Source organism: Paenibacillus sp. N3.4, assembly GCF_008017805.1.
Classification (GTDB): domain Bacteria; phylum Bacillota; class Bacilli; order Paenibacillales; family NBRC-103111; genus Paenibacillus_E.
In genome coordinates this window covers 1-12,174 of record NZ_VRTT01000072.1, presented here as the reverse complement: position 1 = coordinate 12,174, position 12,174 = coordinate 1, and the positions used below count along the sequence as shown (strand labels likewise).

The following is a 12,174-nucleotide window of genomic DNA, read 5'->3' as shown; positions in this document are numbered from 1 at the left end:
TCATTCCTTTCGGATGGTATTAATTAGTGAAGCTATGGACCGGCGCTTGTCATCGAATGAGAAGTAGCCCGAAAAACATCCCGGGCGGCCGAGGGATGCGAATACCTATCGGCTTCGTTTGATCCATCTTCTGGATTCGAGGTATCTTCGATACAATCCCCGATCAAGCGATTGCAGCCCACTGTTGTCCGGTTTTGTATTTGCTTCAATAAACCATATCTTCCCTTTTTTATCGATGGCCATATCGAGCCCAACGATCTTTAACGGAAACCGAGAACCCAGCAATTGTGCGATTTGATGGGACGTATCAATCAAATCCCGCAGAATCTTGTAGCCGTTGACGGATTGATCGATGCCCTGCAGCACTTTGATGACATTCACATCCTTGGCGCCCTTCGAGATATTGGTGACGACTGAATGTTGATGCGGCGCGACTTTGGCGGTCATTAGCGAAACCCGCCATCTTCTGAGCGGTTTCTGCAGGACGATGCGAACATCGAAGGGATGGCCGTGATAGGTGGCGAGATTAATTCCTTGCTGAACCAGGTATTTTCTTTCTGGAGACATCAGCTTCTTGATTTCGTCTCTCAACTCTTTTTTGGAGCATTTTATCGTATTGTTCCGATTCGAAATCTCCACCTGCAAATCGTTAAGCTTTCTGACCCGAATAACGCCGTTTCCTTTTCTGCCGATATCCGGTTTGATATAGACGGCCGAATAGAGGTTCAGCATGTTACGAAGGCGCGCTGTGCGATACCAGTATGTCTTCGGAACATGACGCGACAGGATCGGATCGTTCATCAACGTCTTCCCTTTTTTCATCTTGCTGCGGATAATTTTATGACGCATGGGTTCAACTCCCCGTAACTCATAGGATCTGAAGCAAACTATCTAGATAAAGATCCATCGCTTTGCCTTTAGGAACCGCGCTGTGGATCCGTCCGGATGCTTTTGTGCAGCCGAATCGCTCGTATAAGTGGATAGGGGATATGAAGCAGCGCAAACAATAGATGCCTGTCTCCGGTGCTGAGCGGCCTGAAGCGGTCGTAATACTCTATCCATCGGAGCCACTCGTTGCCCTTCCAGGCCACATTCCGCTGTAAAATATGAGCAAGGTCCGTCATTCTGGGCTGCATGGACGCATTCTCGAAATCGATCGGATGCATATGGCCCTGCGGATCTACGATCAGATTGGGATAATTGTAATCCCCGTGCACAAAGGCGCGAACAGATGCTTCGTGCTCTACCGCTTCGATGCACTTCGCTTTACCCAGATGGCGAATGGCCGCATCGCATAAGGAGACGCACGTGTCTATGAGACCTGACACTTCATAGGCAAGCAGCTTTCCGCGATAATCTTCGATCCGGCTGCATAGATGCGCATACCGTTCCCTTGCAGCCGGAACGTCGCCAAGCGTCGGAAACTCCGCATGACGATGGAGTTTGGCAAGTGTCCGGAGCGCCTTCTTCCGCTCTGTCTGCTCATTGAAATTCGCATGCCTCCCCGGAACCCAGTCCGTGATCATATACAGGTTCCCTTTGTTTCTGAAACAATATGTCCCGTCATTGTTCGGGACGACTTGGGGGCCGTACCGAAATCCCGAATTCGCAAGATGAATCATCACGTCGGTGATGAAATCAATCTCCGGCTTGGGGATGTCGTAACGTTTACTACAGATCAGCCTGCCCTCTACTGTCGACAGCCGATGAACATCGCGAATATCTTCCTTACGGCTGATCTTCACGGAATAGGCTTCCTCAATGTGAGAGGCCAGCGACATTGATGCCCCCCCTTACTTCGGAGCCGGCCGGACCGTAGACAGATGCTTAGGCTCGAAATTGGCCCAGGCGTCCAGCCACTCCACCATCTCCAATCGCTTCCCCCACGTCTCCTTCAACAACCTGAATATGGATGCAGGACGGCCTGACCGGATTTGGCGGGCCCGGGGCAGCCGGCTGAGGGAAGCAACGAGCAGCCGCTCTTCCCGGTCAAGAGGACGAATCGATTCATAACCGGCGAGGAGCGCTTTGATGTGCGGCACCGTATAATTCGTGATGTTGTTCAACGTTTTGGCAACCTCGTAATAAGCAGAGCCCAGCCTGGTAGTCTCCCAATCCACCAGATAGACGCGTCCCGATCGGACGATCACATTCGGTCTGGTTACATCCCCGTGAATAAGCGACGGCTTCTCCTTCCGCAGCATCCGTTGAATATCGGTCTGGCTGATCGCGGTCCATGCCTCCTCGGCCAGGGACAGACATTCAGCGCCATGCTCCCGAAACCAGCCGTTGGCATCGCTTTCGTCGCTGCAAAGCTCCTGCAGGCGAGAAGCGAATAGCCGATGCTGGTGGCGAAAGCGGTTGACTTCGCGTGTCGTGTAGGAAGGATAAACGGATTTCCGAGAACGTGTGATAAGATGAAGCCGCCCCAGCGCAGCCGAGCCTCAGAAAATCCTGTTCGTTATGGCCGAGCTCGGAGCCGTTAATCCATTCTGTTACATAATAGAGTCGGCCGCTCTTTGAGCACCAGGGTTTTCCGTTTTTTGCGGGAATCCAACGCGGTAGGCTTCTGAAATTACTTGCACGGAGCTGTGCAATTCGTTTATAGATTCCGCTTAGGCGCTCCGGCGAGCCTCTACAGGGTTTGAGGCAGAATGTCCCTTTATTCGTGGACACCCGGTAAGCGGCCGCTTTCTTATAAAGGGAATGACACGTCTGCACGCAGTGAGGCCGCAGGCCATATTGCATCAGGACGGATCGCAGGTGCTGCTTCCGGTTTGACAATTCCATGAACGGTATTCCTCCCACTCCAGTCGAATGTAGAGCGAAAAGTTGACCATAAATCGTTTTGGAGTCTGTATATCCTAATTAATGCATCAATCGATCTACAAGTGTCGGCATGTGCGGAGAAATAAAAAAAACTAGCAGCGGCGATAGCGTCAGCATTATTGCACAGTACCAGTTCAAAACTGTATCGTATTCAGTTTGCCGTCATTACTGGGAACGATCAGAGACACAACTTTATCTTTTAGCGTCCCTGTCCAGCTCTTCCTAGCGAAGGAGCCTGCCCAAACGGCAGCCGCTAAACGTGATGTTAATGTCTGTTCCATTCTGTGTCCCGGTGAACGAATGCGATGCACTGTTAATTTTTGAGTCCCGAAGATCCGCAATCTGCTGCTGGCCGGAAAGTTGTTTATCTATCTCCGTCCAGCGAAGGAATGCCGCTTGGCTTGGTGTTGCCAACACGTAGCCTTTAGGCGAATCCGTTGTAGTTGACTGGTGTGCTTGCTGTCGGCGGCGTGCTTTCTAATGCTTGAAAGGCAATCGGCGCGGAATCGGCTTTCGGTTCAGCCACCTTTTTGACTGGGTTGCATTCCGGATAGTAACCAGGCCAGAATGGCCATAGCAGCCAGAAATACGATTTTTTTTTGTACATATGAGGAACCAAATCATTCACAATCAGAAAGTCTTTCAGGGCCGTAACACGCTCTCCCTTGATGGCTTGCGCATGTTGCTGGTCCGAAAATCCGTATGTGCCTAGCAGTCCCTTGCCTAGCTTTACTTTAAAGGTAACTCGCGGTCTGTTCGCTAATACGGCTATAAAGCTTGTCAATTTATATGGTGGTGTTTCAATAAACTTGATTTACCAGGGTAAGGAATCCGATTGCTTCAAAACATAATCGAAGTAGGGCGCAGTTTAAAATCCCAACGCTTGGGAATCTGGAAAAAGGGGAAGCACCTATGACGATGAACTTGCTTGCTCGGCTGCTGTTGCACAAAGCTTGCAGGCTGATTACATGATAGCTGCCATAATCGCTTTTTGCGCGTGTAAACGGTTCTCTGCCTGATCAAAAATAATCGAGTTCGGCCCATCGATCACACCTTCACTAACTTCTTCCCCACGATGTGCAGGCAAGCAGTGCATGAAAAGGAAATCTTTATTAGCATGGCTCACAAGCGTCTCATTGACCTGATAATTTTTAAAAGCAAGCTCACGCTCCTTCTGCTCGGCCTCAAAGCCCATGCTCGCCCATACATCGGTATAAATCACATCCGCATTGGTAACCGCTTCTTTGCAATCACTGCCAATATAGAGCTTGGAACCCGTCTGGTTCGCAATATCTATGGTAGATTTAACCACTTCCACATTAGGCTCATAGCCCTGTGGAGAAGCCACAGCAAAATCGATACCCAGCTTCGCCGCACCCATCATCAAGGAATGCACCATATTGTTGCCGTCCCCAATGTAGGCGACCTTCAACCCACGCAATTGTCCTTTTTTCTCCAGAATCGTCTGGTAATCCGCTAATGCCTGGCATGGATGCGAACGGTCGGTCAATCCGTTTATTACAGGAATCGTTGTACCACGAGCCAAATCGATCACCTTACGGTGTGCATGGGTACGAATCATAATACCATCCAAATATCGAGACATTGTCTGGGCAGTATCTGAAATTGTTTCACCACGTCCAAGCTGTAAATCGTTGCAGCTTTTCTTTGCCCACCATTGCACCAATAGGCATACCGCTGCCCAACCCTTTTGCTAATGTGAAAATATCCGGTTGAATGCCATAATGCTCATAAGCGAATAGCTTGCCTGTGCGGCCAACTCCGGTCTGAATTTCATCAACAATAAGCAGCAAACCATGCTGCTCACACAAAACGACCACCTGCTTGATAAACTCTCGCTCTGCACAGTTCACCCCGCCCTCACCCTGAACCATCTCCAGCATAATTGCGCAGGTTTGGGGCGTGATCGCCTGTTCTACCGACTTCGCATCATTAAATAGGGCAAAAGTGAAGCCTTCGGATAATGGTGCAAAGCCCTCCTTGACTTTATCCTGTCCAGTAGCGGTTAATGTTTCAGTGAAGTGCGAGCGGTCATCAAAAAATATCCATTTTGTAATATTCACTCAATGTTCGAACTTCTGAAGCAATGAGAGATTGTTTTTGCAAGCACATAACCGCATCAACCGTATCTAAGTGAGTAAACAACGGTACATTGAAGATCGTCGCTTGCTCACGAATATAAAAACCAAATTTAACCTTATTTCGTCCCTGATTCGGTATATTGATAACAGCACTCATTTTTTGAAAGCGGAAAAGGTTATTAACATCCTGATAATCTTTTACCACTTTATCAACGGTGATTCCATTTTCTTGGAAAAACAACGCCGTTCCTTCTGTTGCCGCAATCTTGAATTGTTTTTCCTTAAGCTTTTGAATGATAGGTAGACTAACTGGCTTTTCCCGATCAGATATGGCGCAAAAATATATTTCTCGCCATCAAACAATTTTAAAGGCAATGCCTTATTTAAAGCCTCTTGAAAAGTAACCCCTAATCCTAACACTTCACCAGTTGATTTCATTTCGGGTCCAAGCACATGGTCGACTCCCTTTAGCTTGCTTGAAGAAAAAACTGGTGTTTTCACAGAGAAATATTGGGGCTCAGCCAATAGACCTTGTTCCGAACAAAGATCATCTAAAGTCTCCCCTAATTGCACCCTTGTTGCCCACTCAATCATCGGGATTCCTGTCACTTTACTAATAATTGGCACCGTTCTCGATGAACGGGGGTTCACCTCAAGAACATAAACCTGGTTCTCAAAAATGACAAATTGGATATTCATAATGCCAACTATTGGTGAAGCCTTTGCAATCTTGCTTGCATAATAAATTAATGTTTCTTTTAAGGCTACAGATAATGAGATAGGTGGAAAAATTGAAATGCTATCTCCAGAGTGAACTCCAGCTTTTTCAATATGCTCAAAAATTCCTGGAACAACGATCTTTTCACCATCACTAACCACATCAATCTCACATTCTAGTCCTGGCAAAAATCGGTCTACTAATAACGGCCACATCGTTTCCTGCGAGTTTTCCTCTAACTGATTTATATAGTGCCTTAATTCTTCTTCATTAAAAATAGTAAACATCGATTGCCCGCCAATAACATAGGACGGACGTACTAATACAGGATAACCCAGTATAGATGCAGCTTCTACTAAATCCTCCGAATGGGAAACCGTTTTACCCTCAATATGAGGGATGTTTAGATTTTCAAGGAACTGGTAAAATTCTTTGCGGTCTTCAAGGCGATTAACATTTTCAACTGATGTGCCTAAAATCTTCTTCACGCCTTCTTCTTCCAAAGCATGTGCGAGATTAATAGCTGTTTGCCCGCCAAATTGTATTAACACACCCTCGACAATCTCTTTTTCAATCACATGGAGAACATCTTCGGCAGCAAGAGGTTCAAAATAAAGGCGGTCTGAAACTGAATAGTCGGTACTAACGGTCCCAGGGTTATTATTGATAACAACGGCCTCATACCCCATTTTCTTAATCGTTTTTGCCGCATGGACCGAGCAGTAATCAAATTCAATCCCCTGACCAATTCGAATCGGGCCAGAGCCAATAACGAGTATCTTTTTCCTACTGGTAATCTCAACCTCGTCATACCCATGCCAGGTAGAATAGTAGTATGGAGTTACCGCATCAAATTCTGCCGAACAAGTATCAACCATCTTAAAGCCCGGTTTCCAGTTGAGTTCTTTCCATTTTCGTCTTATTTGTTTTTCAGGGATATTATAAATTTGTGAAATCAGCTTGTCGGAAATATTTATTCGCTTCGCTTCTTTAAGCAGTGAAATAGGAACTTCATCCCAAATATAAGAAGATAACTCCTTTTCTAACTCGACGATTGAGTTAATTTTGTGTAAAAACCATGGATCAATCTGTGTTAATTGCTGAATTTTTTCAAAAGAAATTCCTCTTCTAAAGCCTTCCGCAATGACATATAGCCGCTGATCATTCGCCTTTTCAAGAAGTTCAAACAAGGTTTCCGTATCCAGTGATTTATTTACCACTGTACAAAGTCCATAATTATTCATTTCCATCGAGCGAATTGCCTTGTTTAACGCACCTTCAAATGTTCGGTCAATGGCCATTACTTCTCCAGTTGCTTTCATTTGCGTCCCTAATGTTCGATCAGCTTCAGGAAATTTATCAAAAGGAAAACGCGGTAGTTTCACCACAATATAATCAATCACAGGCTCAAAAGAAGCAAATGTATTACCTGTTATTGGATTCACAATCTCATCCAAATGATAACCAATTGAACACTTTGCAGCCATCCGGGCTATCGGGTATCCTGTCGCTTTTGATGCTAGCGCCGATGAACGGCTAACCCTTGGATTTACCTCTATGATGCAATACTGATTTGAAACTGGATTAACAGCGAACTGGATGTTGCATCCACCAATTATCCCCAATTCCCTGATTACTTTAATAGAAGAATCACGAAGCATCTGGTATTGAACATCTGTCAATGTTTGTGATGGGGCGACAACAATCGAATCGCCAGTATGAACGCCAACCGGGTCCATATTTTCCATGTTGCAAACAATAATGCATGTATCATTTGCATCTCTTATGACTTCATATTCAATTTCCTTCCAACCTTTAATACTTCTCTCTACTAAAACTTGATGAATCGGGCTTGCCGCTAACCCTTTTTTCAGTATGATTTCAAGTTCTTCATCGTTGTAAGCAAATCCGCCCCCTTCGCCTCCAAGGGTGTAAGCTGGACGGATAATGACAGGATAGCCAATTTCTTCGACAAATTCAGCGCCTTTCTCATAACTATGGATAATCATTGACTCCGGGATAGGCTCACTAATTTCTATCATTAAATTGCGGAACTTTTCTCGGTCCTCTCCATTTTTGATCGATTCCACCGACGTTCCAAGCAACTCTACATTGTGCTTTTGCAAAATGTTCTGTTCGTAAAGCTGAACAGTTAAATTCAGACCAGTTTGCCCACCCAATGTTCCAATAATTCCGTTCGGGCTTTCCTTTTTAATGATTTTTTCTATTGTTTCAACTGTGAGGGGTTCAATATATACTTTATCGGCAACGGTTTCATCAGTCATGATCGTGGCAGGGTTATTATTGATTAATATAACCTCAATTCCCTCTTCTTTAAGGGCAATACAGGCTTGCGTTCCTGCATAATCAAATTCCGCCGCCTGCCCAATGACAATCGGGCCTGATCCGATCACGAGTACCTTTTTCAGATTTTTATTTAACGGCATAACGTGTCTCTCCAAATGAAGTTATCTCGCTCACAAATTCTGTTAAGAGATGAGCTGTATCGTTCGGACCTGGGTGGGCTTCTGGATGAAATTGTACTGTCTGGATCGGAAAGTTATGATGCTTTATTCCTTCAATGGATTGATCATTGACATTGCGGTATGTTACATCAAAGGTATTCTTGTCAATACTTTCGTCAACAACAACATATCCATGATTTTGAGCGGTAATTTTCACCTTGCCTGTAGTTAATTCCTTTACGGGATGATTGGCACCGCGATGTCCGTAAGCAAGTTTTTCCGTTTTTGCCCCATAAGCAAGGGCAATTAACTGATGGCCAAGACAAATCCCAAATGTTGGACAGTGCTGGCTAATCTTTTTAATTTGTGGAAACCACTGTTTTAATTCCATCGGGTCTCCAGGTCCATTGCTAAACAGGACACCATCAGGATTCAAAGCATTTATTTTTTCAAAAGGAGTATTGTATGGAACAATTGTAACCGAACAATTTTCTTCTAAAAGAGCGTTAAGTATCGATTTTTTATATCCAAAATCCATTAAAACCACATGTGGACCGTTGTTTTTGAAAAACTGGATTTTTTTCGTAGATACTTTTTCAACCCATGATGGAGTTTTTTTCTCTTCTGGAAAATTCTGTTTCTCAACCTTGCAATTGCTTAAAAACCCTTTTACCGTACCACGACTGCGTATGGTTTTAACTAAAAAACGTGTATCCACTCCAGCAATTCCAGGAACTCCACCCTGCTTTAGTTTTTCAGAAAACTTATTTATCGATTGATAATGGCTCGGGGTTTCACATAGATCGCCAATAATTACTCCTTCTAATGCTGGAGTGATGCTTTCATCATCCATCGCATTGATTCCGTAATTTCCGATTATGGGATAGCAAAAGGTAACAATTTGCCCAGCATACGAAGGGTCTGTGATAATTTCTTGGTAGCCTGTCATACTCGTATTAAAAACGACTTCTCCAAACGAATCCTTCATTTCACCAATAAGTACACCTTCAAACACTTCGCCGGTTTCCAAAGTAAGATATCCTTTATCCAAAACACTCACTCGCTTTCTTTGTATATTTTGAAAGTTTTTTCCATCGTTGCTTTAAGTTCGTTTATTTCTTCTTTCGTGGTGGTAGACCGTTCGTAAAGGTAGTTCAACGTTAAGGTTTTTGCCTCCACACTTAATAACTAGGTACTTCATATTGCCCCTACTTTAAGTACGGTAGGATGCGTTGATTTTTACATAATCGTAGGTTAAATCGCATCCCCATGCGGTTGCATTGTATTCTCCTTGATTAAGTTCAACTAGTATTTTAATTGTCTCTAGCTCTAAATATTTTTTTACGTCCGCTCTCACAATCGGACAAGGCAAGCCGTTTTCAAATACAGGGAATGGCCCGATCGAAACCTTTAATGTATTGGGTTCAACTGGTACCCCACTATAACCTATCGCTGAAACGATTCTGCCCCAGTTCGGGTCAGTTCCGTAAATGGCAGTTTTTACGAGACTAGAAGAAATTATCGCTTTGCCAACTGCTCTTGCAGCATCGGTGCTGAATGCTCCGCCCACTTGAACCTCAATCAGCTTTGTTGCCCCTTCGCCGTCTTTAGCAATTTTTTTGGCAAGTGACTCACAGACAACCTTTAATCCATTCATAAACAAATTCCAATCAGGATGTTCTTTTGTTAGCTGATTGTTATCTGCGATTCCATTTGCCATCACCAAGACAATGTCGTTTGTGCTTGTATCTCCATCGACGGTAATCATATTGAATGTTTGGTTGGTTACTTCTTTAAGAGCATAAAGTAAATCCTCGTGTGCAATATTGGCATCGGTTGTAACAAAACTAAGCATAGTCGCCATGTTTGGATGAATCATCCCTGAGCCCTTAGCGGCTCCACCTATGCTAACGATTTTTCCGTCAATTGTTATTTGGACTGCAATTTGTTTGATGCAAGTATCGGTCGTTAAAATTGCTTGCTTGAAGTTTGCTTCATCTGCATACTCTTTATGAAGGATTTGCTTAATCCCCGCTTTCAATCGGTCCATCGGCAAAGGGACACCAATGACTCCTGTTGAGGTAACTGCTACGAGGTGTTCCTTAATACCAAGCTCGTTGGCGAATTCTTTTTGCATTTCAAATGCATCGATCAATCCTTGCTCCCCTGTGCAGGCATTGGCATTACCAGAATTCACAATTATCGCTTGAATCATATTTTCTTTAGCAATGCTTTCTTGTGTCACTAATAGTGGAGCTGCTTGAAAAATGTTCGTTGTATACACACCAGCGACAGTCGCGGGAACATCAGAAACTATATAGCCTAAGTCCAGCTTTTTTCTTTTTAAACCGCAATGCATGCCACCGGCTCTATACCCCGCAGGAAATGCTATACTTTCTTCCTCAAAAATAACTACTTCATTTTTTGAAAATGCTGGCATCGACCGAGATCCCCCTTTAAAGTTCCATTGTTCGTATTTATTACGCTAGTTGACTTGTTCTTCAGGTATATTCCTTTCTTTCCCTATTCTTACGAAAGGATATTTTCCGTAAAATTATGTGTACAAATGAATAACTTTCCCGTAACCCCTACCTCCAATTATTATAGCTTTAGCTTTCATTTTGTTACGTTGTATATATGAATAATTATAAATTAAAAGTAATAATTATCCAATGAAACAATTGCCTAATTTTCTTTTTTAATTGAATTTCTTGATTGAAATAGATTACATAAGATTGTGGAATTATACAATTTTTATGCATAATCATGGATCATAAAGACAGAAAACCTCCTCCTCATGTTCCCTGCTTTTTGTAGCGCACTCTACTGTCATCTCGGGATACTTATTCGTTGTTTTTCAAAATACTAGAGATCCATCCATTCTTGAAAATAGTATCCAAGAAGGTATTTTCAGGGGTGCCAACTCAGTTGAACTATGTTGCTATGCGCCGTAGATCATCCAGTTCGTGAGTTTCTGCCGTGAGATCGTCAGACCCAAATGGGCAAACTGCTGCTCCTGGCGGTACAGCGGTTGACTGTCGTCATCCTTCTGGCTCATGACATGCGCAATGATTGATGGAGAGGCCAGACTTCCCGGATAAACAAGTTTCGGCATGGGATCCGTCACGATTGGTATGCGAATCTCTTCGCGTTCGCAGAGGCGGCAGGCAGGTGATGCGGGTCGTCAAAGTGAAGTATAAGGGGTGCCGGTACAGCAACTGTGTCATCGGCAGCCTCGTTCGCGACAAGGCGAAACACTTCAAGGACATGAACAAGGTGCTGAAGCGTTTTTTTGGCAACTTGGAAATCCTTGTCCAGCAGGGAATCGATCTGGTGAAAGTCGGAAATAACGGCACCATGGACTTACGAGCCGAGCTGCAGCGGAACAAATCTGTGGATGGTCGACCATTATCTTCATAGTAAAAAGGCTTCACTTTCTCGAGAATAAAAGAGAAGTCGATGGTAGGATTGTATTTTTCTGTGTAGATGATCTTGGGGGACAAGCTCTTCAATACAAACGATTCGTATGCATTTTGGACCTCAAAGTAGAAGAAAAAATAAAAGCCTGTTGAACTTAATCAACAGGCTGACCGCGTTTCTGCAGTTATTATTCCAGGAAAGAAACTTATTAATTCGCCAGTCTTTTCATGCGCTTAATTCTTCGATACAGTGTTTTGTCGGGTAGCATTTTGAAATTCGCTTTCTGCACTGCGGCTGCAGAATGTCAAGTTCCCGACAGAGCCGGTAGACTTTCTTTTTGTTGATGAAAAGTTTTCGCAAACTCGTGCCTTCAGTCGTGAGTTAGAAAACTTCGGATAGGGCGTGGCTTATGCCACGTTAACTATCCGACACATGTTTAGGTAACTATTACAACAATCCTTTTAGTGTCAAGGTTTCTATAGGAAAATAACACTGACATATGCTATTCTGTAGTCAGAGGTGATTTTATGTCAGAAATTAAGCATGGTCGTGGTTACGTCTATGCCATTCAGTACCACATCGTATGGTGTGTAAAGTACCGACACCAGATTCTTGTAGAAGAATTAGACGTAAGACTAAA

The 12,174-nt window shown here is 44.0% G+C and carries 10 protein-coding genes and 5 pseudogenes; 3 read left to right on the top strand and 12 right to left on the bottom strand.

Features of this window, described 5'->3' with window-relative positions; genetic code table 11:
• Positions 1-105: 105 nt before the first annotated feature.
• The 3 genes from FU659_RS27320 to FU659_RS39010 all read right to left on the bottom strand — a co-directional run bounded on the left by FU659_RS27320 (position 106) and on the right by FU659_RS39010 (position 2,324).
• On the bottom strand, positions 106-849 hold the full coding sequence (locus FU659_RS27320; RefSeq protein ID WP_147950462.1) for a YheC/YheD family protein: 744 nt from the start codon (positions 847-849) through the stop codon (positions 106-108).
• A gap of 68 nt (positions 850-917) precedes the next feature.
• Positions 918-1,781, bottom strand: a complete 864-nt coding sequence (locus FU659_RS27315; RefSeq protein ID WP_147950461.1) for a phosphotransferase — start codon at positions 1,779-1,781, stop codon at positions 918-920.
• A gap of 12 nt (positions 1,782-1,793) precedes the next feature.
• Positions 1,794-2,324, bottom strand: coding sequence for a phosphotransferase (locus FU659_RS39010; protein ID WP_397356667.1), 531 nt, complete (start codon positions 2,322-2,324; stop codon positions 1,794-1,796).
• A gap of 330 nt (positions 2,325-2,654) precedes the next feature.
• Here FU659_RS39010 and FU659_RS35875 point away from each other — a divergent pair, with 330 nt between their 5' ends.
• Positions 2,655-2,792: a hypothetical protein gene (locus tag FU659_RS35875; RefSeq protein WP_187274431.1), complete on the top strand. Its 138-nt coding sequence runs from the start codon at positions 2,655-2,657 to the stop codon at positions 2,790-2,792.
• Positions 2,793-2,963: 171 nt separating this feature from the next.
• Here the strand turns inward: FU659_RS35875 and FU659_RS35870 are convergent, their stop codons facing one another.
• The 8 genes and pseudogenes from FU659_RS35870 to FU659_RS27275 all read right to left on the bottom strand — a co-directional run.
• Positions 2,964-3,110: a hypothetical protein gene (locus FU659_RS35870; protein WP_187274430.1), complete on the bottom strand. Its 147-nt coding sequence runs from the start codon at positions 3,108-3,110 to the stop codon at positions 2,964-2,966.
• Between the two features lie 143 nt (positions 3,111-3,253).
• Positions 3,254-3,613 (bottom strand): hypothetical protein, encoded by a 360-nt coding sequence (locus FU659_RS27305; RefSeq protein ID WP_147950460.1) that lies wholly within the window; start codon positions 3,611-3,613, stop codon positions 3,254-3,256.
• A gap of 180 nt (positions 3,614-3,793) precedes the next feature.
• Positions 3,794-4,492: pseudogene (gene argF, locus FU659_RS27300) on the bottom strand (ornithine carbamoyltransferase); the annotation flags it as partial.
• A pseudogene (locus tag FU659_RS27295) lies at positions 4,485-4,862 on the bottom strand (aminotransferase class III-fold pyridoxal phosphate-dependent enzyme); the annotation flags it as partial. The pseudogenes FU659_RS27295 and argF, both read right to left, overlap by 8 nt.
• Before the next feature lie 22 nt (positions 4,863-4,884).
• A pseudogene (gene carB / locus FU659_RS27290) lies at positions 4,885-8,096 on the bottom strand (carbamoyl-phosphate synthase (glutamine-hydrolyzing) large subunit).
• Entirely contained in the window at positions 8,083-9,165 is a 1,083-nt protein-coding gene (locus FU659_RS27285; protein ID WP_147950458.1) for a carbamoyl phosphate synthase small subunit, read from the bottom strand. The pseudogene carB and the gene FU659_RS27285 overlap by 14 nt, the downstream one beginning before the upstream one ends.
• A 162-nt stretch (positions 9,166-9,327) precedes the next feature.
• Positions 9,328-10,554: a bifunctional glutamate N-acetyltransferase/amino-acid acetyltransferase ArgJ gene (gene argJ / locus FU659_RS27280; protein WP_147950457.1), complete on the bottom strand. Its 1,227-nt coding sequence runs from the start codon at positions 10,552-10,554 to the stop codon at positions 9,328-9,330.
• 504 nt (positions 10,555-11,058) lie between these two features.
• Positions 11,059-11,283 (bottom strand): annotated as a pseudogene (locus FU659_RS27275) (IS66 family transposase); the annotation flags it as partial.
• On the opposite strand from FU659_RS27275, the gene FU659_RS27270 reads away from it, so the two are divergent.
• Positions 11,190-11,534 carry a YheC/YheD family protein gene (locus tag FU659_RS27270; protein WP_147950456.1) on the top strand — a complete coding sequence of 115 codons (345 nt, stop codon included), beginning with the start codon at positions 11,190-11,192 and terminating at the stop codon, positions 11,532-11,534. The pseudogene FU659_RS27275 and the gene FU659_RS27270 sit on opposite strands and share 94 nt — an antisense overlap.
• Here FU659_RS27270 and FU659_RS27265 read toward each other — a convergent pair.
• Positions 11,504-11,642, bottom strand: a pseudogene (locus FU659_RS27265) (transposase); the annotation flags it as partial. The gene FU659_RS27270 and the pseudogene FU659_RS27265 sit on opposite strands and share 31 nt — an antisense overlap.
• 419 nt (positions 11,643-12,061) lie before the next feature.
• On the opposite strand from FU659_RS27265, the gene FU659_RS27260 reads away from it, so the two are divergent.
• Positions 12,062-12,174: transposase (locus FU659_RS27260; protein ID WP_187274428.1), on the top strand; the 113-nt coding region annotated here is incomplete at its 3' end.